Source organism: Desulforamulus aeronauticus DSM 10349, from assembly GCF_900142375.1.
Lineage (GTDB): Bacteria > Bacillota > Desulfotomaculia > Desulfotomaculales > Desulfotomaculaceae > Desulfotomaculum > Desulfotomaculum aeronauticum.
In genome coordinates this window covers 1-24,292 of sequence record NZ_FRAR01000034.1, presented here as the reverse complement: position 1 = coordinate 24,292, position 24,292 = coordinate 1, and the positions used below count along the sequence as shown (strand labels likewise).

The 24,292-nt window shown below is 44.2% G+C and carries 33 protein-coding genes, 1 pseudogene and 1 other annotated feature; of the genes and pseudogenes, 27 read left to right on the top strand and 7 right to left on the bottom strand.

Features of this window, described 5'->3' with window-relative positions; translation table 11 throughout:
- Positions 1 to 20: 20 nt before the first annotated feature.
- Positions 21 to 1,007 carry a sodium:calcium antiporter gene (locus tag BUA78_RS18250; RefSeq protein ID WP_072917421.1) on the bottom strand — a complete coding sequence of 329 codons (987 nt, stop codon included), beginning with the start codon at positions 1,005 to 1,007 and terminating at the stop codon, positions 21 to 23.
- Positions 1,008 to 1,152: 145 nt separating this feature from the next.
- On the opposite strand from BUA78_RS18250, the gene BUA78_RS18245 reads away from it, so the two are divergent.
- From BUA78_RS18245 to BUA78_RS18190, 12 genes are all read left to right on the top strand, one after another.
- The gene (locus BUA78_RS18245) at positions 1,153 to 1,659 is read left to right on the top strand and encodes an HIT family protein (protein ID WP_072917420.1); all 507 of its coding nucleotides are present in this window, start codon (positions 1,153 to 1,155) and stop codon (positions 1,657 to 1,659) included.
- 221 nt (positions 1,660 to 1,880) lie between these two features.
- Positions 1,881 to 2,486 carry a nicotinate-nucleotide adenylyltransferase gene (gene nadD / locus BUA78_RS18240; RefSeq protein WP_072917418.1) on the top strand — a complete coding sequence of 202 codons (606 nt, stop codon included), beginning with the start codon at positions 1,881 to 1,883 and terminating at the stop codon, positions 2,484 to 2,486.
- 118 nt (positions 2,487 to 2,604) lie between these two features.
- Entirely contained in the window at positions 2,605 to 2,862 is a 258-nt protein-coding gene (locus BUA78_RS18235; protein ID WP_072917417.1) for an RNA recognition motif domain-containing protein, read from the top strand.
- A 92-nt stretch (positions 2,863 to 2,954) separates the two neighbouring features.
- Positions 2,955 to 3,536, top strand: coding sequence for a bis(5'-nucleosyl)-tetraphosphatase (symmetrical) YqeK (yqeK, locus tag BUA78_RS18230; RefSeq protein WP_072917415.1), 582 nt, complete (start codon positions 2,955 to 2,957; stop codon positions 3,534 to 3,536).
- A 182-nt stretch (positions 3,537 to 3,718) separates the two neighbouring features.
- The gene (rsfS, locus tag BUA78_RS18225) at positions 3,719 to 4,075 is read left to right on the top strand and encodes a ribosome silencing factor (protein ID WP_072917414.1); all 357 of its coding nucleotides are present in this window, start codon (positions 3,719 to 3,721) and stop codon (positions 4,073 to 4,075) included.
- Positions 4,076 to 4,135: 60 nt separating this feature from the next.
- Positions 4,136 to 4,345 (top strand) — a binding site (T-box leader).
- A gap of 114 nt (positions 4,346 to 4,459) precedes the next feature.
- Positions 4,460 to 6,124 carry an AMP-binding protein gene (locus tag BUA78_RS18220; RefSeq protein WP_072917412.1) on the top strand — a complete coding sequence of 555 codons (1,665 nt, stop codon included), beginning with the start codon at positions 4,460 to 4,462 and terminating at the stop codon, positions 6,122 to 6,124.
- Between the two features lie 86 nt (positions 6,125 to 6,210).
- Positions 6,211 to 8,694 (top strand): leucine--tRNA ligase, encoded by a 2,484-nt coding sequence (leuS, locus tag BUA78_RS18215; RefSeq protein WP_072917411.1) that lies wholly within the window; start codon positions 6,211 to 6,213, stop codon positions 8,692 to 8,694.
- Positions 8,695 to 8,778: 84 nt separating this feature from the next.
- A complete protein-coding gene (locus BUA78_RS18210; RefSeq protein WP_238456871.1) occupies positions 8,779 to 9,333 on the top strand; it encodes a DUF2179 domain-containing protein in 555 nt (184 codons plus the stop codon).
- 67 nt (positions 9,334 to 9,400) lie between these two features.
- On the top strand, positions 9,401 to 10,096 hold the full coding sequence (locus BUA78_RS18205; RefSeq protein WP_072917409.1) for a DUF421 domain-containing protein: 696 nt from the start codon (positions 9,401 to 9,403) through the stop codon (positions 10,094 to 10,096).
- Between the two features lie 307 nt (positions 10,097 to 10,403).
- Positions 10,404 to 11,036 (top strand): helix-hairpin-helix domain-containing protein, encoded by a 633-nt coding sequence (locus BUA78_RS18200; RefSeq protein ID WP_072917407.1) that lies wholly within the window; start codon positions 10,404 to 10,406, stop codon positions 11,034 to 11,036.
- Between the two features lie 43 nt (positions 11,037 to 11,079).
- Complete coding sequence (locus tag BUA78_RS18195; RefSeq protein ID WP_175549076.1) at positions 11,080 to 11,730, top strand: lytic transglycosylase domain-containing protein; 651 nt, start codon at positions 11,080 to 11,082, stop codon at positions 11,728 to 11,730.
- Position 11,731: 1 nt separating this feature from the next.
- Positions 11,732 to 14,134 (top strand): DNA internalization-related competence protein ComEC/Rec2, encoded by a 2,403-nt coding sequence (locus BUA78_RS18190; protein WP_072917405.1) that lies wholly within the window; start codon positions 11,732 to 11,734, stop codon positions 14,132 to 14,134.
- A 416-nt stretch (positions 14,135 to 14,550) separates the two neighbouring features.
- Here the strand turns inward: BUA78_RS18190 and BUA78_RS18185 are convergent, their stop codons facing one another.
- The gene (locus BUA78_RS18185; protein ID WP_072917404.1) at positions 14,551 to 14,742 is read right to left on the bottom strand and encodes a hypothetical protein; all 192 of its coding nucleotides are present in this window, start codon (positions 14,740 to 14,742) and stop codon (positions 14,551 to 14,553) included.
- Positions 14,743 to 14,896: 154 nt separating this feature from the next.
- On the opposite strand from BUA78_RS18185, the gene BUA78_RS18180 reads away from it, so the two are divergent.
- Positions 14,897 to 15,241: a hypothetical protein gene (locus BUA78_RS18180; RefSeq protein ID WP_072917401.1), complete on the top strand. Its 345-nt coding sequence runs from the start codon at positions 14,897 to 14,899 to the stop codon at positions 15,239 to 15,241.
- Positions 15,242 to 15,292: 51 nt separating this feature from the next.
- On the opposite strand, the gene BUA78_RS18175 is transcribed toward BUA78_RS18180, so the two are convergent.
- Complete coding sequence (locus BUA78_RS18175) at positions 15,293 to 15,700, bottom strand: type II toxin-antitoxin system HicB family antitoxin (RefSeq protein WP_072917399.1); 408 nt, start codon at positions 15,698 to 15,700, stop codon at positions 15,293 to 15,295.
- A gap of 34 nt (positions 15,701 to 15,734) precedes the next feature.
- Positions 15,735 to 15,932 carry a type II toxin-antitoxin system HicA family toxin gene (locus BUA78_RS18170; RefSeq protein ID WP_072917396.1) on the bottom strand — a complete coding sequence of 66 codons (198 nt, stop codon included), beginning with the start codon at positions 15,930 to 15,932 and terminating at the stop codon, positions 15,735 to 15,737.
- 438 nt (positions 15,933 to 16,370) lie between these two features.
- Between BUA78_RS18170 and BUA78_RS18165 the strand changes: the two genes are divergently transcribed.
- Positions 16,371 to 16,616: a hypothetical protein gene (locus BUA78_RS18165; RefSeq protein WP_072917394.1), complete on the top strand. Its 246-nt coding sequence runs from the start codon at positions 16,371 to 16,373 to the stop codon at positions 16,614 to 16,616.
- A 10-nt stretch (positions 16,617 to 16,626) separates the two neighbouring features.
- Positions 16,627 to 17,154, top strand: a complete 528-nt coding sequence (locus BUA78_RS18160; RefSeq protein ID WP_072917392.1) for a hypothetical protein — start codon at positions 16,627 to 16,629, stop codon at positions 17,152 to 17,154.
- Here BUA78_RS18160 and BUA78_RS18155 read toward each other — a convergent pair.
- The 3 genes from BUA78_RS18155 to BUA78_RS21140 are packed head-to-tail and all read right to left on the bottom strand — an operon-like array spanning position 17,122 to position 18,904.
- On the bottom strand, positions 17,122 to 18,039 hold the full coding sequence (locus BUA78_RS18155; RefSeq protein WP_084082509.1) for a transposase: 918 nt from the start codon (positions 18,037 to 18,039) through the stop codon (positions 17,122 to 17,124). The two genes, BUA78_RS18160 and BUA78_RS18155, sit on opposite strands and share 33 nt — an antisense overlap.
- Positions 18,040 to 18,054: 15 nt before the next feature.
- Complete coding sequence (locus tag BUA78_RS19770) at positions 18,055 to 18,447, bottom strand: transposase (RefSeq protein ID WP_084082508.1); 393 nt, start codon at positions 18,445 to 18,447, stop codon at positions 18,055 to 18,057.
- 16 nt (positions 18,448 to 18,463) lie between these two features.
- On the bottom strand, positions 18,464 to 18,904 hold the full coding sequence (locus BUA78_RS21140) for an ISL3 family transposase (RefSeq protein WP_072917389.1): 441 nt from the start codon (positions 18,902 to 18,904) through the stop codon (positions 18,464 to 18,466).
- A 400-nt stretch (positions 18,905 to 19,304) separates the two neighbouring features.
- Here BUA78_RS21140 and BUA78_RS18145 point away from each other — a divergent pair, with 400 nt between their 5' ends.
- The 12 genes and pseudogenes from BUA78_RS18145 to BUA78_RS18100 form a co-directional block, all read left to right on the top strand.
- Entirely contained in the window at positions 19,305 to 19,862 is a 558-nt protein-coding gene (locus BUA78_RS18145; protein WP_139257451.1) for a hypothetical protein, read from the top strand.
- 196 nt (positions 19,863 to 20,058) lie between these two features.
- Entirely contained in the window at positions 20,059 to 20,316 is a 258-nt protein-coding gene (locus BUA78_RS18140; RefSeq protein WP_072917384.1) for a hypothetical protein, read from the top strand.
- Between the two features lie 83 nt (positions 20,317 to 20,399).
- Positions 20,400 to 20,648, top strand: a complete 249-nt coding sequence (locus tag BUA78_RS18135; protein ID WP_139257450.1) for a hypothetical protein — start codon at positions 20,400 to 20,402, stop codon at positions 20,646 to 20,648.
- A gap of 1 nt (position 20,649) precedes the next feature.
- Positions 20,650 to 21,156 (top strand): hypothetical protein, encoded by a 507-nt coding sequence (locus tag BUA78_RS20375; protein ID WP_072917380.1) that lies wholly within the window; start codon positions 20,650 to 20,652, stop codon positions 21,154 to 21,156.
- The gene (locus tag BUA78_RS18125; protein ID WP_072917377.1) at positions 21,149 to 21,289 is read left to right on the top strand and encodes an XkdX family protein; all 141 of its coding nucleotides are present in this window, start codon (positions 21,149 to 21,151) and stop codon (positions 21,287 to 21,289) included. Before BUA78_RS20375 ends, BUA78_RS18125 begins: the two co-directional genes overlap by 8 nt.
- 95 nt (positions 21,290 to 21,384) lie before the next feature.
- Complete coding sequence (locus BUA78_RS18120) at positions 21,385 to 21,702, top strand: hypothetical protein (protein WP_072917375.1); 318 nt, start codon at positions 21,385 to 21,387, stop codon at positions 21,700 to 21,702.
- Positions 21,699 to 22,337 (top strand): N-acetylmuramoyl-L-alanine amidase, encoded by a 639-nt coding sequence (locus BUA78_RS18115; RefSeq protein ID WP_072917372.1) that lies wholly within the window; start codon positions 21,699 to 21,701, stop codon positions 22,335 to 22,337. Before BUA78_RS18120 ends, BUA78_RS18115 begins: the two co-directional genes overlap by 4 nt.
- A gap of 56 nt (positions 22,338 to 22,393) precedes the next feature.
- Entirely contained in the window at positions 22,394 to 22,516 is a 123-nt protein-coding gene (locus BUA78_RS20930; protein WP_274377414.1) for a hypothetical protein, read from the top strand.
- Positions 22,498 to 22,575: pseudogene (locus BUA78_RS20725) on the top strand (hypothetical protein); the annotation flags it as partial. The gene BUA78_RS20930 and the pseudogene BUA78_RS20725, both read left to right, overlap by 19 nt.
- 1 nt (position 22,576) lies before the next feature.
- Entirely contained in the window at positions 22,577 to 22,807 is a 231-nt protein-coding gene (locus tag BUA78_RS18105; protein WP_072917370.1) for a hypothetical protein, read from the top strand.
- Positions 22,808 to 22,964: 157 nt separating this feature from the next.
- On the top strand, positions 22,965 to 23,117 hold the full coding sequence (locus tag BUA78_RS20370) for a hypothetical protein (RefSeq protein WP_175549005.1): 153 nt from the start codon (positions 22,965 to 22,967) through the stop codon (positions 23,115 to 23,117).
- A gap of 389 nt (positions 23,118 to 23,506) precedes the next feature.
- A partial coding sequence (locus tag BUA78_RS18100) for a reverse transcriptase domain-containing protein (RefSeq protein ID WP_274377413.1) occupies positions 23,507 to 24,292 on the top strand: 786 nt, incomplete at its 3' end.

Here is a 24,292-nt window from a genome sequence, read left to right as displayed (position 1 = left end):
AGGAATACCGGTCAGCCTTTCTAATACAACACGATCACTGCCCCAACAAAAATCACATAAAAAACACTGTTAAAAACCAGTGTTTGGGGCTTTATTTCACCCCGCGTCTTTAACAGGAAATACACCGTGCCTGCGGCAGTTAGTGCGAGGATGGCGCAAATAATACCCAATTGAGATAATTTCCAAGGTGTCAGTATAATACCCAGGGCAGGGATGATTGAACTCTGGAACACCATGGCTCCGGTGATATTACCCAGAGCCAGCGTATCTTTACCCTGGCGCACCCAAATAACACTGTTAAACTTCTCCGGCAGTTCGGTAGCAATGGGAGCGATAATTAACGATAAAATAAAGGCTGGTATGCCCCACATATTCGCTAAGTTTTCTACTTCTTTGACAAATAAATGGGCACCAATAACGATTCCCACCAGAGCCAAAATTACCTGCAGAGATACAATGGGTAAGGCCGGGTCGGGGTGTTTTTTGGCCAAATAAAGGGGATGGGGGATTTCACATTCCCCCCCTTCACAGCCAAGAGTTTTATATACGTAATATAGGTAGGCTAACACTAAAAAGATAGCCACCAGGGGCTTAAAGCCGTCTCCAAAGATGCCTGCCAGCACTGCGATACTATATACCAGCAAAAAGAATTTAAGGTCCCGAGTCATTACTTCCCGGTCAATAAACATGGTCTCTCTAGGTTGCCCTTTTACCTTCCAAGTCATCGCTGCAACACCGGTAACGGCCAAAGCCAGGGTGGACAGCATAAAGGGAGCACCCAGAATGGCTCCTATACCCACCTCATCGGCCATGTCGCCGGTGCCAAATAAAATGGCAATTACCGGAATCATGGTCTCTGGCAGGGCTGTTCCTACAGCGGCTAGCACGCTGCCCACCGCGCCTTCGGAAAGGTTTAATTTTTTCCCCAACCATTCAACGCCGTTGGTAAACACTTCAGCACTCAAGAGGATGATGCCTAGGCTGGCAAGTAAGAGTAGGTAGGTCATAGGTTGTCGATCCTTTCATCTAATGTCTTCTCTAAGATTCCCACATTTTAAAATGGTTAATACGAATCATCCTGGGCGATTTAGCAGGAAACTTGTAAAATAAGCAGAAGTTCTTTTTATTCTGAAGCTGGAGGCTGATTCTTTTATGGAAAATCTATGGGCACCCTGGCGTTCTGTCTACATTGGCAAACCACAGGTAGGCTGTATCTTCTGCGAGAAGCTTACTGCCAAGCAAGATAAGGAAAACCTAGTGGTGCATCGGGGAGACAAAACCTTCGTTATTATGAATCTGTATCCTTATAATAATGGGCACCTGTTAGTGGCACCGAAACGGCACGTAGGAGATATCACAGAACTAACCGATGAAGAATTACTGGAACTAAATAAGATGACTCAGTTCATGGTCCAAGCCCTGCGGAGGGCTTTTGGTAATCCCCACGGGTTCAACATTGGTATCAATTTGGGCAAGGTAGCTGGGGCAGGTATTCCCGGGCACTTGCATGTTCATATTGTTCCCCGTTGGGACGGAGACGCCAATTTTATGGCAGTGATTGGGGAAACCAGAGTAATCTCAGAAGCTTTAGAGAGAACCTACGATAAAATTGTTGATGCTGTCGCCAGCCTGAATAGTAATAGCCATGCCAGATCATGATAATTGTAGTTAGTTTACGCGGCATTTGTAGATAACCCTTGCATGGTCGAGGGTTATTTTTAGGCAAACGAAGCCTCTGTAATATCTTAAAATAGGTTATAACCTAAAGGTCACGAGTAGGAAGGTAGGTAAGCCAAGTTTTTTAATCAGCAAGAAAATTGTTGCTTTTTGATAGAACAATTTATAAAATGGCTGTATAATAGGCGAAGGGAAAATTATCCATGCAAGAGATTTGCCTGATGGGCGGGACCTTTGATCCCATACATTATGGCCACTTGGTGGTGGCTGAGGAAGTTCGACAACAATTTGCTCTACCTAAGGTGCTCTTTATTCCAGCAGCCAGACCACCTCACAAAACTGGTAAGATCATTTCTGAGCCCGAACACCGGGTTCAAATGACGAAATTGGCCACTGCCAGTAATCCCTATTTTGATGTCTCGACCCTGGAGGTAGAGCGGCAGGGTTTGTCGTATACTGTTGATACGGTTAAAGAAATTAAAAATATTTACGGTGTGAAAAGAATTTATTTTATAACTGGTGCAGATGCCGTGTTGGAGATTCTTAGCTGGAAAGAGGCGGAGCAACTACTGGGTATGTGTACCTTCATAGCTGCTACCCGTCCGGGTTACGATTTGCACCAATTGGCTGATATATTAAAGCTTTTACCAAAGGAAGTATTGAAAAATATCGTACCGTTAGAAGTACCTGCTTTGTCCATTTCCTCCAGTGACATCCGAAAACGCGTGAGGGAAAATAAAAGCATTAAATATTTATTGCCGGAATCAGTAGAGGAATATATAGTAAGGACTAAAATATACCAAACTTAAAATTATCTTACCTAATTTGGAAATATCTTTGTACTTGATAACTGCATTTAGTCCGAGGCTTCTGTAAATAATACATTCACGCAGAGGATATTAGAACCATTTGAAAGAGGTGACATCATTGGCAACTTTATATGTAGGTAACCTGCCCTGGTCTACCAAAGCAGAAGATTTACAAAATGCCTTTGCCCAACATGGTGAGGTTTTAAGCAGCCGAGTTATTACCGACCGTGAAACCGGTCGTTCTCGAGGCTTTGGTTTTGTTGAGGTAAATGATGCCGATGCTGAGAAAATGATTGCAGCATTGAATGGTACCGATTTTGGGGGCAGAGCTATTACCGTTAATGAAGCAAAAAGTCGCGAAGCAGGACAGGTTTAGAGAAGTCTAGCCTCCATCCCCTGGGATTGGAGGTTTTTTCTCTTAACAATAGGTCTTGTTTTGAAAAGATAGTATTGGGGGTTGGAGAAGCTGTGTTAAATGATGATATGATTATTGCCAAATTAAAAACAACCTTACCCGAGAAACGACTTACCCATGCCATCGGAGTGGCAGATACTGCGGAGAAATTAGCCCGTCAATATGATGAAGACCCTGACAAAGCCAGAATAGCCGGCTTATTACATGATATTGCCCGGGACTTTGATGACCATGAATTGCTCAAGCGGGCTAAGCAGGCCAACCTGGCTGTCAGTGAATTTGGTTTTGCTATGCCACTTTTGCTGCACGGACCTGTCGCCGCGGTTATGGCCAGAGAGGAATTTGGTATTCAGGATGCGGCAATCCTAAATGCCATTGCCCTACACACCGTTGGTTCGGAATACATGAGTCAATTGGATAAGATCCTCTTTGTAGCAGATAAAATTGAACCCAACCGCCGCCATAGCTCGGTGGTGGAAATCCGCCGACAGGCCGAAATTAATCTGGAAGACGCCTTACTTAGCTGTTTTAATGAAAGTATTCGTTATGCTTTAAAAATCGGCTGCTTGCTGCATCCCACCAGTGTCAAAGCTCGCAATGCCATTTTAGTGGCTAGGGGAGATTATCGCCAATAAATTTTGGACAACATTCCTTTAGAAAATATAGGAATAGGATATAATAAAATATAACATACATAATGGCAAACAAGGCTTTTGCCGGCATCTAAAGGCCTTTGGCGTACCCTAAAGGGTATAACCGATAGGTCATGGGCAGGGTAACAAGCCGAGTTTTTCTAAGAAATTAAGGAGGGGTTCATTTGGCACTTAGTCCCAAGAAGATTGTTGATTTAGCCCATCAGGCAGCAGATGAAAAGAAAGCAACCGATATAACAGTATTGGATATTAGTCATCTTTCGATTATTTGTGACTATTTTCTAATTTGCACCGGTCGTTCCAGTACCCAGGTGCAGGCAGTGGCCAATCATATCAAGGATCAGTTAGAGGAAGCAGGAGTGAAGCCACTGCGTGTTGAAGGCTTTCGTGAAGGAAGTTGGATCTTGATTGATTATGGTGATGTGGTTATTCATATCTTCCAGCAGTTGGAGCGGGAGTTCTATAACCTGGAACGCCTGTGGGGCGATGCCAATGTAGTGGAATTATCTGCTAGAGTTTAACTTAGAAATATTTCGTTGACATAGCTAGTTAGTGTGGTATAATTACCACTAAAACACAAGGCAAAAATCTTGATGGGGAGTAGTAAGTGGTGTAACCCTGCAGAGAGCCGTCGGTTGGTGCAAGGCGGTGGGTCAAATTACTGAAGCTCGCCCCGGAGTTGTCTGAGGGAAAAAAGTACTTCAGACCGGGCTTGCCCGTTATAGCATGCAAGAGGATAAGATTACTTATCAATTTGGGTGGTACCGCGGGAGAAACCTCTCGTCCCTTTTGGGGACGAGAGGTTTATATATTTTTAGCCTCCTTTTTCGGGTTTATCCTGAAGGAGGTGTAATTTGCCATTTTTCTAATCCAGAATCTTCTTAAAACATAACGGAGGGTTGATTATGCAAAATTTAGACGTTATTACGGTGGGCGGCCTACTTGACAGGGTTGCTGCAGAACATCCAGAAAATGATGCCCTAGTTTATGCCGATCGGGGGTTGCGCTATAGTTATCGGGAGTTTAACCAGTACTGTCGGCAGGTGGCCAAGGGCTTAATGGCTTTAGGGATTCAAAAGGGTGAACATATTGCCATTTGGGCTACCAATGTACCCGAGTGGGTGACCTTACAGTTTGCTACCGGTAAGATGGGTGCAGTGTTAGTAACCGTCAATACCAATTATAAGAGTTTTGAATTGGAGTACCTGTTGAAACAGTCGGATAGTACCACGCTGGTGATGATTAATGGTACCAAAACCTCCAATTATCTCGCTACGGTCAATGAGTTGTGCCCTGAGGTGCAGAAGAGTCAGCCTGGACAGTTGGTTTCTGAACGACTACCGGTTCTCAAAAATATTATTTTTATTGGAGCAGACACCCCGGCCGGGATGTTTCATTTTAATGACTTATTAGAACTGTCTAATCAAATAACAGATGAGGAATTGGATGCGCGGCAAGCCAGTCTGGATCCTCATGATTGCATTAATATGCAATACACCTCCGGGACCACGGGCTTTCCAAAGGGGGTTATGTTGACCCACTTGAACATTATTAATAATGCTCACAGCATTGCCGATTGCATGTCTTTTACCCACCAAGACCGCCTGTGCATTCCGGTACCCTTTTTTCATTGCTTTGGCTGTGTATTAGGCACCATGACCTGCGTGGTAGCCGGGGCGACGATGGTACCTTTGGAAAGTTTTCATCCGGTAAGAGTGCTGGAGACTATTGAAAAGGAACGCTGCACGGCGGTGCATGGGGTACCGACCATGTTCATCATGGAACTGGAGGAAATGGGCAAAAACAATTACGATACCAGCAGCCTGCGTACCGGCATTATGGCTGGTTCACCCTGTCCCATTGAGGTGATGAAATCGGTAGTGAATCGTATGGGAGCCCGGGACATTACCATTACCTACGGACAGACCGAAGCATCACCAGCTATTACCATGACCCGCACGGACGATCCCATTGAACTTAGGGTTACCACCGTGGGACGGATGATTCCCAATTTAGAAGCAAAGATTATGGACCCGGAAACCGGCGAGGATTGCCCGCCGGGAGTGCAGGGTGAAATCTGTGCCCGGGGTTATAACGTGATGAAGGGGTATTACAAAATGCCCGAGGCCACAGCCCAGGCCATTGATCGGGAGGATTGGCTGCATACGGGTGATTTGGGTATTATGGACGAAAATGGCTATTTTAAAATTACCGGACGCTTAAAGGATATGATTATCCGTGGTGGTGAAAATGTTTATCCACGGGAGATTGAAGAATTTCTCTATACCCATCCACTAATTAAAGATGTACAAGTGATCGGTGTACCCAGCTTAAAATACGGTGAAGAGGTATTGGCCTTCATCCAGGTAAGGCCAGGGGTTGACCTAACCAAGGAAGAAGTGCAAGCCTATTGTGTAGACAAAATTGCCAAGTACAAAATACCTTCGTATGTATTATTTGTTGATAGTTACCCCACCACCGCCAGTGGCAAAATTCAAAAATTTAAACTGAGGCAACAGGCTATTGATACATTGGGGTTAGAAGGCTTGACCAAAATTGAAACTGCCTAGTATTGTTGAAATATTGCACTATTCATGTTAAAATTTGCGAAGAATGCTAGATTTGGCTATCAGATGTTAACTTAGGAGGAAGCATTTTGCAGGAGCAATATAATTTTAAGGAAATAGAAAACAAGTGGCAGCAATATTGGGAACAACAGGAGATTTATAAGGTTGAGGATCTTTCCGAACGCCCCAAGTATTATTGTTTAGAGATGTTTCCGTACCCTTCGGGTAAACTCCATATGGGTCATGTACGTAACTACTCGATCGGTGATGTAGTAGCCAGATGTAAGTCTATGCAGGGCTACGACGTATTGCATCCCATGGGTTGGGATGCCTTTGGTCTGCCAGCTGAAAATGCCGCTATTAAACATGGTATTCCACCGGCCACCTGGACCTGGGATAACATTGCCCATATGAGAAGTCAGCTTAAGCAATTGGGGCTTAGTTATGATTGGCAGCGGGAAGTTGCTACCTGCCACCCGGAGTATTACAAGTGGGGACAATGGCTGTTCCTCCAGCTATATAAAAAGGGCTTATGTTACAAAAAGCATGCCCGGGTGAACTGGTGTCCCGATTGCGCCACCGTACTGGCCAATGAGCAGGTGGTGGAAGGGGCTTGCGAAAGATGCAGTTCCACCGTGGTACAAAAACAACTGGATCAGTGGTTTTTCCGTATTACTGAGTACTCTCAGCGTTTGTTGGATGATTTAAAGCGTTTGCCAGGCTGGCCCGATAAAGTGAAAACCATGCAGGAAAACTGGATTGGCCGCAGTGAAGGTGCTGAGCTTACCTTTAAGGTTGACGGAACTGAGGACGAAATTACCGTCTTTACCACCCGCCCAGATACAGTTTATGGTGTGACCTACATGGTGCTGGCAGCAGAACATCCTTTGGTCAGCAAACTATCGGCTGGTACACCAGAGGAAGCCGCTGTGACCCAATTTGTCAACCGGGTTGGCAAACAGACTGAGTTGGCTCGGACCAGTTCAGAAAAAGAAGGGGTTTTCATCGGAGCCTATTGCATCAACCCCTTTAACGGCGAGAAAATTCCTATTCTCACAGCTAATTACGTTCTTTATCATTATGGAACCGGTGCTGTCATGGGTGTGCCGGCCCACGATGAACGGGACTTTGAATTTGCTAAAAAGTATAATCTTCCCATTAAGGTGGTTATTTACCCCAAAGAGAACCAAGAGTTAAGGCTGGAGGAAATGACCGAAGCCTATACCCAGGACGGTGTGATGGCTAATTCTGGTCCCTTTAGTGGCACACCCAATCGCCAGGGGATACGGAAAGTTATTCAATATGCCGAAGAGCAGGGCGTGGGTAGAGGTATTATTAACTATCGGCTCCGGGATTGGCTGATTTCTCGTCAGCGCTACTGGGGTAATCCCATTCCGATTGTTTACTGTGAAAAGTGCGGTGCCTTACCGGTGCCGGATCATCAGTTACCTGTCATGCTGCCTACCGATGTGGAGTTTAAGCCCACTGGGGAATCTCCCTTAAAGAGCAGGCCGGATTTTGTTAACACGACTTGCCCAGAATGCGGCGGGCCGGCCCAACGAGAAACCGATACGATGGACACCTTTGTAGACTCCTCCTGGTACTTTCTCCGTTACACCAGTCCCCGGGATGGTGAACAGGCTTGGGATAAGGAGAAAGCTGACCGCTGGATGGGTGTGGATCAATATATCGGCGGCGTAGAGCACGCCATCCTGCATCTGCTGTATTCCAGATTTTTTACGAAGGTCTTTTATGATCTGGGTCTATTGTCTGTGGATGAGCCCTTTGACAACCTGCTAACCCAGGGCATGGTGCTGAAAGATGGTACTAAAATGTCTAAATCCAAGGGCAATGTGGTGAGCCCCGAGGAAATTATTGCTCGCTACGGTGCAGATACCGCCAGACTATTTATCCTTTTTGCGGCTCCTCCCGAGAGGGATCTGGAATGGAGTGACCGTGGCGTAGAAGGTAGCCATCGCTTCTTGAACCGAGTTTGGCGCTTGGTTTACTCTGTTAAAGATCAAGTGATCGGTGCTCCTGCTGTGGATGCAAATAAAAATTATGTTGGTGTCCACAAAGAAATGCGTCGGTTAACTCACTATGCCATGAAGAAAGTAACCGAAGATGTTACTGGTAGATTTAATTTTAATACCGCCATCAGTACCATCATGGAACTGGTAAACGGTATCCATACCTATCGAGATAAAGTTGCCGAAGTGGAACGTGATGCTTCCATATTGGCTGAAGCCATCAACAGTACCATCATTTTACTGACTCCCTTTGCTCCCCATATTGCTGAAGAACTGTGGGCTGCAACTGGTCATCAGGGCAGTGTGCACAAAGAACCCTGGCCGGTATTTGACCCCGCCGCTTTAGTGGAGGACGAAGTAGAGATTGTTGTACAAATTAACGGCAAGGTGAGAGAACGTTTAAACGTATCGGCTACCTTAAATCCTGCAGAATTACAGCAATATGTCATGGAATTAGAGTCAGTTAAAGCCTTAATTACCGGTAAACAGGTGGTAAAAATTATTCCAGTGCCAGGCAAACTGATTAATATTGTGGTAAAGTAATTTGTGTATAAATTATGAACTAAAAATCAAAGACACCGGCAGCGGTGTCTTTGACTTTTGGTGGTTAAATTGGGGGAGATACTTTTGGAACTTCTAAATACGCCACTGGGAGCGTACCTGTTTATTTTTATCGCTAGGGTAATGGATATGTCCCTGGACGTAGTGCGCCTACTGATGCTGATGCGGGGAAAAAAAGCCATTGCCAGCCTGGTTGGTTTTGTGGAAGTCAGTATTTTTATTGTTGCTTTGGGGCAGGCTCTCAGCGGTGGCCTAGACGATCCTGGCAAAATTTTTGCCTATGCCGCAGGCTTTGCCACAGGAAACTTTGTCGGTTCCACTATTGAAGCATGGTTGGCAGTGGGACATCTGTCCATGCAAGTTTTTCCCTCTCCCGAACATGTGGAGGGACTTTGCGATAGGTTTAGAGAAGTCGGTTTTGGGGTAACCACCGTCTGTGGCTGTGGTCGAAATGGTGAGCGAACCATCGTGTTTGTTCACTTAAAAAGGAAGGATTTAAAGCGAGCCATGGATATATTGGATCAAGTACAACCAGAAACATTCTTTAATATTTCTGATTCAAGGGCTGTACGGGGCGGTGTTTTTCCTACAACAAAGAGTAGCCTGTTGAAATTTAAATAAAACAGAGGAATAAGAATGAGCCTACTGCTGCATAATAAACTTGATTGCTTTGCAGGAGGTGAAAAAGTTGCTGGAACTTTGGCCCCATATTTGGCGAACGGTAGTAATCTATGTAGCGGTACTCATTATTGTTCGGTTAATGGGTAAAAGGGAAATTGGGCAACTTTCCACCTTTGATTTTGTGGTGGCTATTATTCTGGCCGAACTGGCTGCTATCCCTATGGGCTCCCTGGATATACCGATCTGGCACGGGATCGTTCCCATTGTTACGCTAGGCTTATTGGAAGTAGGATTTTCGTATATCTCTCTGGTGAATCGACCATTGCGCAAGGTACTCTATGGAGTGCCTCAGATCATCATAGAAAATGGTCGTTTATTAAAGCATGAGATGCGTTCTTCCCGGTATAATCTGGATGATTTATTAAGTCAGCTGCGGGAGAAGGGGTTTCATGATATCTCAGATGTAGAATATGCTATCCTGGAACCCTCCGGTAGACTCAGTGTTATTCCCTGTTCTCAAAAAAGACCAGTAACCCCTGCCGATCTTAATATAGCCACCGACTACGAAGGACTTCCGGCAGTGTTGGTAATGGATGGAGAAATCATCAAAGAAAATTTACAAATCATTCATTTGGATGAGACGTGGTTAAAAGAAAAATTGGCTGAAAATGGGTATACACCGGATAAAGTTTTACTGGCAACCCTTAACAATAAAGGCGATTTATTAATTGATCCTCAAAACGATGCCCATGCAAGGAAGTAAAAACGGATAGCCTTTGTATGGCCTCTGGGGGATCGGAGATTTTTCCGGGCAAATTAGAAAGTATAAAAACTTCTGATTTGCCTAAAGCAAACTAATCCTCCGCCGGTTTGCCTGTATACCTTATAGGGTACGTCTAAAGACTTGGCAGAGGCTTAGTTTTTCTAATATATTATTAGATAGTCAATCAATCATACACTATCAATATCTTTTTTACATTCTTCTATAACCTTTTGTGAACCAGGAAGGAAAATGCTGTTAAAACTAGAAATACCTATTATTGGCTCATATTTTGGGATCGGAGGTTATTATGTTTAACCTAGGTCGCAAGGAACAACTAGTCATTATAGTTATAGCAGCCATTTTACTATTCACCGCAGGTTATCGGTTGGCCAGTCGTCCATCTCCTACAGTAGAACTGGTAGGGTCCTCCAGTTCAGAGTCTACACCGGAGGAAGGAGATTTGTTGGTTCATGTAACTGGTGCGGTGGAAAAACCAGGACTCTATAAATTACCCCCAGGCAGTAGGGTTAACGATGCTATTGAACGGGCCGGTGCGTTGCCTGAAGCAGATCTAAGTGGGTTAAACCTGGCAGCCCGTTTAAAAGATGAACACAAACTAATTGTACCAAGTCTTGCGCCACAGACTGAGCCCAATGAGGCTATGCCGCTTGTAGCGGGGTCAGTGGCAGTTACTGCTCCAGTACCCGCAGGAAAACCCTCCCAGAAAACTGTTGCCAATACAACTGGCAAGGTGAATATAAATACCGCAGGAATTTCCGAGTTGGATAGTTTACCTGGCATTGGTCCGGCCTTGGCCGAAAGAATTATCCAATATCGCCAGGCCAATGGTCTTTTTCAGAGTCCTCAGGACTTAATGAATGTTTCTGGCATTGGTGAAAAGAAATTTGCCGACCTGGAACAACTGATCACCGTACAGTAATAATTGGCCGATGGCCAAAAGCTACCCTAAGGATGTGAACCCAATGGATGCAGCCATGTTGGCTCAATTAATTCGTCTGCAGGTAATGGAAAACAGCCTTACCATTACTACCGCCAATAAACAAGAAAACTCCGCAGAGTTTTCTTTGTTGCTGGCTAAATTAATGGCTGCGGAGTCTGGTTCTGTCAACAGTGGTGTCAATAGTAAGTCTACTATACGTCTTGCGGCAGTGCCTCCATTAGCCCGGAAAAATGTCCAAGCTTCGGCTCAAGCAGTGGCAGCCGCCTTTCAGAAGGCCAGCTCGGCTGGGGAATATGAGGAGCTTGTTGAGAGGGCTGCTTTGCGTCATGGTGTTGACCCGGCTCTATGTAAAGCTGTGGCCAGAGCGGAATCAGGCTTTAATCCTATCGCTACCTCGCCAAGTGGAGCTATCGGGTTAATGCAGTTGATGCCGGCAACCGCCCGTGGCTTGGGAGTGGAAAACCCCTATAATCCAGAGCAAAATATTGATGGTGGAATTCGTTATCTTAAAGGGATGTTAGCTCGTTATAACGGAGATGTAAAGCTGGCCTTAGCAGCCTATAATGCAGGTCCCGGTGCCGTGGATAAATACCAGGGGGTGCCACCCTACCGGGAGACAACGAATTACGTGCAAAAAGTGATTGCCTACCAACGCAGCTATCTTGGGGGTTAGCATGAACAGGTTAATCCTATTTCTAGTGCTGGCATTTATAGTAGGCATTGTTGTGGGTACAACCTATGATTTACAAATGAACTTTGTCATGGGAGCAACCGTAGTTGCCTGTGGCTTAGCCATTATTGGTATTTGGAGGACCTGGCGTTATAACGCAGGGGTCCTTTTTTGTGTTTTTCTATGCTTGGGAATGGTCTGGACAGGCCTTGCTGTGTCTGCGGTAAATTCCCCGGTGACGGCTTTTCAGGGTAAAAATATTCAAATTGTAGGTGAAGTACAGGATCGCCCGGATATTCGGCCAGATGGTGTGTTTTACAAACTGGGTTTGTTGCGGATGACCGCCGAGGGTACGACCAGGGAAATGACGGGTGTTTTACGAGTAAAAGTGGTGGGGGCTAAGGGTCCGGTTTACCATTATGGTGATATCCTCCAAATGAAAGGTCTCTTAACACTACCCGAGCCTCCGGGAAACCCTGGCGCCTTTGATTACCGGGCCTGGCTGCAACGGCAAGGAATTGCCGCTACCCTTAGTGTAAAAGATACCAAAGAGATTAAATTAGTAGGGAGATCAGGCAATCCCATTATCCGTATAGCCTACACCATCCGAGATCACCTGGAACAGATTTTTGACCACACCATGACCAAGATTGGTGCCTCGGTGATCAAAGGTATCCTCTTTGGTACCCGGGGAGAGATACCGGCTGATGTACAGCTGGCTTTCAATGAGTCGGGTCTGGTTCATATCCTTAGCGTATCAGGGTATCACGTAGGACTGGTTACTGCACTGGTGCTGGCCGTACTGAGGCTGCTCAGACTTCCCCGGCGTTTTACAGCCTGGGTGGCCATTCCTGTGCTGCTCTTTTATGCCTTGATGACAGGTATGGGACCGGCAGTCATGCGGGCTACCCTGATGGCTATTCTTTTGCTGATTGCCAATCACCTGGGCCGTATGCAGGATTGGCCCACCACACTGGCCGCTGCCGCGGGTATTATCCTTATCTTCAATCCCCTGGACTTGTTTGATGTTGGTTTTCAGCTTTCTTTTCTGGCCACGTGGGGTTTATTATACATAACACCAAAGTTAAATTCATTGCTACCGCGGGTTCCGGTTTCTCTAGCCTTGTTGATTTCCGTGCCCTTTGCCGCTCAACTGGCCACCTGGCCTTTGGTGGTACTATATTTTAACCTGATCTCACCGGTATCCATTTTGGCTAACCTGCTTACCACGCATTTGGTAGTACTTATTATGCTGTTTGGCGGAATGGGCCTTTTAGGTGGGCTCATCTACCTGCCACTGGCTGGTTTTATCAATACAGCCACAGATTTATTAACCAGACTCTTTCTCTGGCTGGTGCAGGCGAGTACCTCATTGCCCGGGGCCGCTTGGTATATTCCGGCACCTTCCCTAGGGCTAGTGATATTCTATTATGTTTTATTGGTGGGGCTAGTCGAACTGACCAAGCAGCCAGAGTGGCGGGCACAGCTAAGGAATTGGCTAGACGAGGCTATAAAGCCTGCAGCAAGAACTAAATGGGGCTTGGGCTGCTGTGTTTTCTTGTTGCTGGCAGCAACCTGGTTGCTGTGGCCAGTTAAACATCAATTGGAGCTGCATTTTATTGATGTAGGACAGGGAGACAGCACCCTGATTATTACACCTGGAGAACACACCCTATTGGTGGATGCCGGTGGCTGGCAGGATGAACTGATAACTGGCAAAGGGGCAGGAAACTATACAGTGGTGCCGTATCTGCACCGGCTGGGTATCAACAGTTTAGATGTTTTGGTGATTACGCACCCCCACGCCGATCATGCCGGTGGTGCCAGGGCGGTACTTAAATCCTTGCCGGTTAAGTTGGTAGTATTATCCCCCTATGGTTTCGGGGCAGGAGACAAGGTGGATGAAGGCTATGACATTTTACTACAAGAAATGAAACAGCAAGGACTTGTCTATCGTACCGCCGCTGGAGGCGACCAGTTAAAGGTTGATCCGTTAGTTACCATCAGATTTTTATCGCCGACGGCAGCATATCATCATACACGCTCAGATGCCAACAACAGCAGTTTGGTGTTTCGGTTGGATTATCTCCGGCGCAGTGTACTCTTTACAGGAGATATTGAGGAGGAAGCCGAGAAAAATTTAGTGCAGAGCAATATCCTGTCACAGACGGAAGTTCTCAAAGTGCCTCACCACGGCAGCGGCTATTTTTACCCGGAGTTTTTTGAACGAGTCAAGCCTAAAATAGCTGTGATCTCAGCAGGGGCGGGAAACCGTTTTGGCCATCCTGCTCCGAAAACCTTGGAGAAACTAAAGGAGTTGGGGAGTCGGATTTATCGAACCGACCAGCAGGGAGCCGTTATTCTGACTACCGATGGAACGACTTGGCAAGTGAAGACAGGGAAGTAAGCCTCGTAATTTTGAGATAGAAGAAGTATTAACTCTGAAGCTTTGTTATTTACCAACCCTTTCATATTAGAGATGGTCGTGAGTAAGCTATACATACAGCCACTGCACTATAGAATTTGTACTCTTTCAAAGTGATGAAATATTCTATGTCCCAAGGCAACTGGCAACTTCTTTCTAGTCGAATTTTTCGATAGAGGCGGCTATGTTGATGTCTAGTACCATTTTACCGGGTTCATTGGCAGTAACCAACGCTTCATCATATCCTACAAAAATAAATCTAATGGGGTGATTTGAACTCCTTAAATGTCACATCTTTAAGGAGTTCAAATTTATAGAAAGTCACGTGAATAAGCGGTTGGCAAACAAAAACACTCTTGAAAGCAGTAAGAGTGTTTTTGCAAAATATTATTCTAGATTTACATTGATTTAATTTGGATATGGGAAATATGTATTTTATATCCCACACCGTTGTAATCAATCCAAATAAAAGTAAAATCATGTAAATTATTTTCTTTAATCCAGGTATATGGGTTGGTGTTATAGATAGTGTCTGTATCTTTCAATTCAACCCATGTACCTAATATGTTTGCATAAATTTTTTTGCTCATTGTTACACTCCCTCCTATCGATATTTGCAATCTAGACTATTGCTTATTTCGACGCCAGGTAAGCTAAGCCTTTGTCTAAGTTTGTCGGGATTTTGGGGAAGGCAAAAGACCCCTTTCTGTCGAAGTTTGGCGGGAAGGGGTGAGGGGTTAAGATATGGATGCATTTCCACCTATACCATTGGAAGATGTTCTTAAAGTTACTTTCCCGTTTGCAATAGTATATTTATTAATTATTAGTTCGATCATATTTTTTTCATTTTTAGATCTTTGGGAAGGTGCATATAGTTCCTTTTTGTGTCTAGATATTACAACTAATCTTTTTAAGATATTATTTTATGTATCTTTTGCATTTTTTGTTTTTACACTGAACGTTAATCCTGAAACAAAGAAGTTGGAATTTGGCATACCTTCTTCACTTACCTTAAATCAAATATTCATAATAGCACTTAGTATTTTTGAAGCAATCTCTAATTTTCTTAATATGGGTAAAGTAAAATAGCACCTGCGGGTGCTTTCTTTATGAACAAAAATAACCACCGAGCAGTGGTTATCAACGGTTGCTTATGCCGAGATTTTGCTTAAGGGCCTCCTGTAGGATTTGGGAAAAATTAACCTTCTCCTGTTCTGCCAGGTCATTTAGCCACTTAGGAATGGTCAGTGTCTTTTTGACCGCTTTATTTTCGATGGCACTCCGATAAACCGGCATCCAAACATCTACCAAGACAACCGCTTGATTTCTCTGAGGCTGTAATTTTGTTACCGGGGTAGGTTCTGGAATCTGGTCTCCGTCTTGCTCCATGCTATATAAGTGCAGGGCCATTGCTTCCTTGGTATTGGAGACGGCTTCTTCATCACTGTGGGCGCAGGGTAGGCAGTCGGGAAGGTCCGGGAATTCGATGGAGATACCATCATCGGCATAGTCGAAAATAGCAGGGAATATATATCTGTCCTTTTTCAACGCTAAAACCTCCTTTCAAGGGGTGATGCAGGGATTAGTTTATTTTAATTCCTGCTTGATTAAATATGCTTAAAGCTGTCTTTATCGGCACATCCTTTTTGGGGTGTGTTACCGTTACTTTGCCTGCTTTTGTTGGGTGCTTAAAGTGGTGGTGGTCACCAACTGTGTTGACATGATACCATTCGTCTTTATTAAGTATTTTAATTATTTCTTTAGATAAATATGATTTCAAGCCCCTTCTTATACGTATAATAACACGTATTGATAAAACGTGTCAGTAGGAATTGGAGGGGATATTTAAGGAGGCACCAAAGCGGTGTCTCCTTCTCCAGGTCTTTCTGCTATTTTAGTTATATGATGTACGAAGTGAAATTCGGTATCAATTAGTGGAGTATGAATAAAACCCCACCCGGGGAATTTTTATATTTTCCCCGTTAGCCCGGCCTGGCGCCGGGTTTTAAATCTCTCCAGCAGGACTCCCCCACATTGACCCGCAAATTACCCCCATGAAATATATCACCATTTCTTACCTACTCACCATCACCGAAGTGGCTCTGGTAGTAGACGCCCTAAACTGTTGCCATGCACCGTGATTAATATGTCCCCTTTATGCCCTGGTAGCAACACACCTCCTAGGGTTATTCTTTGTAAAAAGATAAGGGGGAAAGAAATGCCTACAACAACACCAAATTTAGGACTAAAAAAGCCACTGGGGAATGAAGTTTTCAATCGGCAGGCGTATAATGAAAACCTGGATTTGATGGATCAAAATGCTGCTAAAAAGACGGAGCTTGATGCGCATTTGGCCGACTACACGCAACAAATCAAAGCCGACAGTAAACAATTCGTCACTTTGCCTCACGGTCTAAGCGTCCTAAACGCACCCAGGGGCAGCACAGTTAAAGCCGAAGTTTAAAGGGCGGCAGTTGGTTAACTTACTGGGTAGGGATGGTAATTGTGAGGATGCGGGGAAGTGGGATGCTTGGCAAAGTACACTTGCTTTGGATACTGCAAAAAAAGTATATGGTAGTAATGGATTAAAAATTACTATATCCACGGCTATGGGTGGAACAGCCTTTAAGTCAATGCAACTAAAGGGCGGTAAATATTATATTGTATTAGCAGACTTGATGAATGGTAATGCAACAGATATTAGAATGAGGCTAGTTTCCGCGATCAGCAATATCATATCTAATGTTTCTAAATTTCAATTGGCGTATATTAAATATAATCCTGCTAGTGATAGTACAGTGCCATTGGACTTGTTACTGGTGTTGTCGGTCAATACGGCTACGTCTAAATTAACTCCAACGGATATTTACCAGCAAGGGAATAGTCCACCTATTCCAGTTCTGCCAGGACAAATCTATACATTAGTTGTTCCTGATTTTGCTGGTGCAAATTTCTGGTTCTTTCCATGGTTAGTTGAAATTGCGGCTTTTTTCAAGCCGTAACAGCTTCATCCTTAACATTTCAAAGCTATTGCGGCCATACATTATCCTTTTAACAACCTTGAGTTTATTTACACTGCCTTCAGCAAGTCCATTATTGTATTCATATTTAATGGCATTTTTTACTGCTGTAATATCTCTAGATATGCCGTTTATAAACGAATTTATTTCCCGAATGTTTAAGACTGATGCCTTAAGTATCCACTGTTCAATCTTGCCAATATTTTTATCTACCAGCATCTTCCTGAATTCATTAACTATATCTATGAGCTCCTTGTACCGAGGATATTGACCATTAACCCTTTCTAAACATTCGTTGTCCAGTCCTTTGATTTTCTCCAATCGTTTGAATAATAGCTTTATTAATAATTTGCGTTCTACTAATTCGGTATTTTCTGGAGTTATATTACTGGCGTTGTAAGTATTCTGAATCAACCTTTTCAAGCCTGCTGCGTAATTTCTTAGTGTAGAGGAAGAGCCTTTATAACCTTCTTGACGGATTTTTGCCTCAATTGCAGTCGAGGTAACGCCTTGATCAATTAACCTATTTATTTCGTCTAGGTATGGGTCTAAGATGCTTTTCTTCTTAACACAATAGCTTCCATGAATTGCCGTTATACTTTCATTCAAATATCTTGTTACCGTTTGCCTGGATAATTGTAGTTCTTTGGAAATTGATCTTATAGACAATTTTTCTGCATGCATAGCCTTAACGGAATTTATTAGTTTTTGCTTCTTTAATACCTTTTGCTCATGTGAGCGCTCCATACTGCTTTTTACATAACGATTACGTTCTTCTTCGCTCATTCCCATCAATTTATCCAGTGTCCGAATATCCATATTCAACTGTTTGCAAAGATGTGCTTTGCTGAACCCTTCTGCGATCATTGAAAACGCTCGGTTTTACTTTTCTTCTAAGGTTAGTTTTTTGTTAGTTAAAGATGCTTCAGATGTTGCTGCCACATCAACCTTAGGCTTTTCCGGCACCTTAATAGGTACTCTCGCTTTAAAATAGTTCATTAGAAACTCTTTACAATATGAAGTTAAATTCTTAAGTAAATGAAATCTGTCACTTACCTGTATGGCCTCAGGATGTGCTATTTTTATAGCATTGTGGTATGTAATCGAACCATCTCTCGAAACGATTTTAAGGTTTGGATAGGTCTTTAACCATTCTACTACATCATTGCCTTCTCTTGATGGGATTAAATCAATCACACGGTGGGTTTCGATATCAACCATGATTGTTCCATAAGATTCCCGTTTCCTAATTGCAAAGTCATCGATGCAAACCATAGAAACGGATTTTTTATCAATGATTGGCGTGCCTTTTTTTTAAGAGATTACAAATAGTACTTTTACCTACTTTTGCAACCCTCGTACTCAATATAGAAGATGCTGTTAGAGAGCTTACATTTATGGATAAATTAATTATTTCATCTTCTAGGCGCTTTGTCTTCTTGGCTTTGGTCGGCAAGAATTCAAAAGTTTCGGCAAACGTCGTACGTTCACAATCTGGATTATGGCAAAACATCTTTCGGTTGTTCAGAATTACAATTACTTTTTTATTCTGTATCGGTAGGTCCTGAAAGCTTCTGTCATAATGGGAATGTGTTTTTGATGAAGGTTGTCTACAAAAAGGACAGACGATTTCTTCTCTGATTGATACGACTCTGATATAAATCGTATCGTCAATGATCTCATGGCTGACGTACTCTAAATTTCTGTCTAATAACTTGATAAATGCATCCATAGAATAGCCTCGTTTCGATATCTCTGACTATTCAATCATAGTATAACGCAGCATCTTTTTCAACTAACCATGGAAAGAACCAAATTTCTATTGGAGTATCCATAAATGGTCTAGCAATAAAGCCGATGTTGGGGAACTTAATAATACCGCGACAAATAAAATAATATCATTTACCGTACCAAATGATATTTATTATATTTCTGTTCATACAGCAAATCAACAAACAACAGGGTCATTTGTTTTCAGAAACCCAATGCTAATCCTCGGCGACAGACTTCCAACTGAGTTTAAACCCTACAACCCTTCTCACCTATACCTCCAAACCCCTCTCTATAAAGGCGAAACGCTGGAGGAAATTGACGGGCAGTGGGTGCGGACAAAGAAGTGGGAGAAGAAGGTGTTGGATGGTGGTTTAGGATATGTGTTTGGTAGCTCACAGACAGGTTTTAAAGTAATAAGCTTAAGCGGTTTTGTAAAAGGAAAGGGCTTACCTATAACTATAAAATATGATGGTAAGATATTAAACCCGTGGGCACCAGGAAATCCTATACCAGATCAATGCTGGTTTACGGGTGGTTTTGACGGAATATATCTCACAATCCCAAACACCGACTCCGGCTGGGGCGAAAACTACACCCCGACAGCAGACGAGATTAAGGCGTATTTCAATGGGTGGGTTATGTATAAAGATAGTACTAATGGTGCTTTGTACGATGGAACAGGTACTAAGGTTTGGGCAAAAAGGTACTGTGGTGTTGGAACTCCCGCGGCAACATGGGTTACTGGTACTGTTGCTGTTTATTTATCTGGAGTACCTACTTGCCCTATCACAATGAATGATATGGGTTATACTCCTTACCAACTCCACTACCAACTAGCCACCCCCACCACCGAAGTAGTACCGCATGAAGGCGAACTCGTCTTGCACGAAGGTGCGAATCAGATTGAAGTATTTTAGGGTGTTGTGGTGAAGGAGTTGGTTAGTCCTGCTAGTTGGTCAAACATTTCATTTATCAATGAGGCGGCGAATACTTCTTGCCAATTACACAACAAAACAGCGCGTATTTTAAACTTGTTTATGGACAACGTAGAAAATTACGATTGGGAAAAACAAACGTATGATGCACACGGTAAAGAAAGATTAATTACACCACTTGCAAACTACTCCCCCAGCGCCCAATACAGACCTAGCACTACCGGAGGAATTTACCGCCCCACTGCTGGCTGTTGAGGCTACCTACGACAGCAATATCAAGTCAACTGTGGACACTCTGGTTGACGAGTTGGCAAAGGTGACTACCGATGTGACGGCGTTGGAAATGGCGTTGCGGGAGCGGGGGTTGTTAAGGAAGAGTGTTAGTTTTCATGCGGGCAGCACTGCAACAATAGCCATTCCAGCAATACATGGGTAACTATACCGTTTAACGTTAGTAGTTTTGATTTTGACAACGCCGTTAAGAACAATATACCTGTAATTAAAACTAGTGGAAGATACTTGATACATGGTGTGTTTACTATTTCCGCAAGCGCAACGGGTGTTCGTGGTATGAGATTAATTAAAAATGGTGTTGTAACTAGCGAAATACTTACACCGCCACCCGGTACACATGGTTTTAGTCACTCGTTTATGGTTACAGGTGCCTATGTCGCAGGAGATGTTATTTCCGTTAGTTTATTCCAAGACTCTGGAGTAACTCTGAATAACACGGCCGTTAGTATAATACTGGTTAAGGTAGGTGAATAATGTGAACTACTTGCCAATCTGCATCCAAAAAACCGTAAACCCCGGTAAGCTATACGACGAACTACTAAACCAAAACCTAATCCAGCCCCTGCAGCCTGACGGTACCAGCACAGTATATGGCACAGATGATACAGTCACTATCTACGTCCACCCCGACATAACGCAGGAGGAATTGGACGCTATCGGGGAGGTTGTAGAGGCGCATGATCCAAGCCCGGTGCCGGAGCCGCCCTCAGAACTTGAAGTGATTGGTGGTCAATTGGTTGAAAAAGACCTGCAAATACTTGAGTTACAGGGGCAAAATCAGTTGCTTGGCCAGGAGGTCGTAGGATTGGAGCTGCAAAATCTCGAACTCCAGAATCAAAATGCTGTGTTAGGCGGCCAGGTGGTTGGACTGGAATTAAATAACCTAGAATTAGTAACGGAAAATCAGATGCAGGGCCAGCAATTGGCGGATATGGACTTGAGACTGTTAACTATAGAAATGGGAGGTAATGTAAGTGAGTGATTTTGAGCGGGTGAAATACTACTTTGAAAAAGGCTGGGCCACAGCTGCCCAGGTACGAATGTATGTGCAGTATGGGGTAATTACCGATGGAGAGTTTGAGCAGATCACCGGGGAGCCTTACGCTGCAGCATAAAAGACTTAAATTGTGAAGCAACCGCCTAAGAGATGGCGGTATTTTTATGTCCGTCTACCGATCGTGGTCGGGCAATGTTACCGGGGGTGGGGGAGTTGGGGGAAAACGATGTTGCTGTAATCCGGGAGGATCTGCGAGAAGTAAAGAAATCCTTGGCTGAGTTGACGGCCGGCATGGCTGACCTGCGGGTCCAGGTGGCTGGGAATTATGTGACTAAGGCGGACTTCCTTAAGTGTCAAGATTGTGCAGAGACCCGAATTGTTAAACTTCATGACAAGATCGAAAATCATGTTAAAGATGAGAAGGCCGATCGCTGGAAATTGGCCGGACTGGTGGCCACAGTAACGGGGATAGCGTTAAGCATAATCCAGTGGGTAGTCAGTTTGCTTCGGGGTGGAGGTGGCCAATCATGAGGGAGTTCTTTTCTCAGCCGCATAACTTTAGTTTCAAGGACCTGCTGGCCATCGTGTTCAGCGGGTCCTTTCTTTACTATGCATATTGTGCTTTAACCAGCGACAAGGCACTTGATTTAGTAGATACTATGGTTCCTTTGATTGGCATTATCTTAGGTGGTTACTTCGGTCAAGAGGCTATCCAGGCATGGAAAAATACAGAACCCATGCTAAAAAACAGAGGGCAAAGGAAGGTGAATTATGTGACGATAATCGAGGAGAAATATAAGTGGAATGGGGATCTTTCCCCGCGTAAAGAAACGGATTATATTGTTTTGCACCATGCTGATGCTAGTCAATGTACAGCGCAGGATATTCACAGGTGGCATCTTAGCCGTGGATGGACAGGCATTGGGTACCACTATTTTGCTCGCAAGGATGGCACTGTCTACCGTGGCCGCCCTAGAGACGTGATAGGAGCACACACCCAAGGCCATAACTCTATATGCGCAGAGGGTGATTACGAGTTAGAGACTATGTCATTAGCACAGCTAAAAGCCATTGCTGAGTTGGTGGCAGAGCTAAAAACGATATATCCGAAGGTTGGCATAAGGAGTTACAGGCTACTGCTTGCCCAGGCACTAGGTATCCGTTAGAACAGATCAAGGCCGGTACTGTACCAGTAAATGATGTAATCGAGGAGGTTTTATCTATGTTTAAGGATGTTACGGAAGGTCACTGGGCTAAAGGGAGTATTGAAAGAATAGCTGAGAAAGGGTTACTCAATTACTCAAAGGCGATGAACGGGGCAACTTTAGGCCAGACGAACCTTTGACCAGGGCGCAACTGGCGGCTGTATTAGATCGTCTGCTAAAAGTATTGGGGGTGGCATAGTATGAGACCATTAATCGAACGCCTTAAATCACGCAAGCTAGTTATGGCCCTGGTAGCTGCTGCCGTGGCAGGGGCAAAGGTGTATTACACTGACCTACCGGAAGATGCGATCTATACTGTAGTTGCCGCCCTTATGGGGTATGCAGCTATTGAGGGGGCGGTCGATGCAGCGGGACAATTAGCCAAGTGGGTGGCAGATAAGAATAAAAAACTCCCGGAAGATGCAAAATAAACCAACGTAATCACGCGGATTAATGTGGCCCCGGCTTCGCTGGGGCTTTTTTGTGCGACAGGCAGTTGCATTAGCCTTGGTAAAAGACCGAGGCAATTCATGTATTAGAGACAGCGACAGCGGTACTGCGGTAAAAACGGGTCCAGAGTCCTGAAACATGAAAATTCACGGAGGTGAAAGTCCTCCCCTGGGAGTGCTGGCACGAACCAGGAAGCCTAGTCTAGGGCAGCGTCGTGAGGTGCTGTTTGAAGGAGACGTGGAAGCCGAGAGGCCCATAGGCGGCTTGACAGACCGAAATGCGAAAGCGTGAAGTACAACGGCTGGGTAAGTTGGCGACTGTGCGAAGAAAACGGGAAGCCTACCTAATGGTAACTGCTGCCCAGTGAGCCAGCCGGGCAGTAAGTAGCTTATCAGGTGATGGTGCTTGGTATGTCAAGAAGGAAAATGCGATGACCCTGTGAGATCTCCACTCTTACCTACTAAATAGGGTGACAGCATATAAGGATAAACCGAAGTTGCTGACACGGGTGGAGAAGTCAGACAACCCCATAGTACGGAAGTAAGCATCTGACCAAACTGGTGCTGAACGGAAGGGGGTTGACCTTTGTGGTTCCAACTTGAATTCGTGGTAATGCAAACGGCAACGTTACCTTGGTAAAAACGAGCCGAAGGTACGCGAGAAAGGTGAGGAATAAGACGTTGAATAATAAACTCAAGTTTAAATGGCACAGTATCTATGGGCAAATACTATTTGACCGAAAGCTAAAAGAAGCATGGCGTGAAGTTGAGGAAAATGGTGGTGCCGGAGGCAACGATGGAGAGACAATTAATAGCTTTAAGAAAGAAGAAGATGCTAAACTGGCAGACCTGTTACAGAGGCTGAGAACAAAGACCTACAAACCCTCCCCGGTACGAAGAAAATACATTACCAAAAAGAATGGTAAGCTGCGTCCGCTGGGAATACCAAATATCGAGGACAGAATTGTTCAACAGGCAATAGTTAATGTACTAAGTCCTAAATGTGAGGAGCATATATTCCACAAATGGTCTTGTGGCTACCGCCCCAATATGGGAGCCAAAAGGGTAATGCAGATTATCCTCTGGAATATAGAAACCGGATACAACCATATCTATGACTGTGATATCAAAGGCTTTTTCGATAATATACCCCACAAGAAATTAATGAAGGTACTAACAAAGTACATAGCTGACGGAACAGTACTAGATATGATATGGGAATGGCTTAAGGCAGGTTACATGGAAGAGGGAAAATATCACAGCACTGAAATAGGAACACCACAGGGGGGAGTAATCTCTCCGCTACTGGCTAACCTCTACCTAAACGAGATGGACTGGAGGTTAGAAGAACACAAGATAAGATTTGTGAGATACGCCGATGATTTTCTGCTGTTTGCTAAAACCCGAGAAGAAATAGAGAAAGCAGCCCAAGTTGCAAAAGAGGTACTTGAACAACTAGGACTAGAA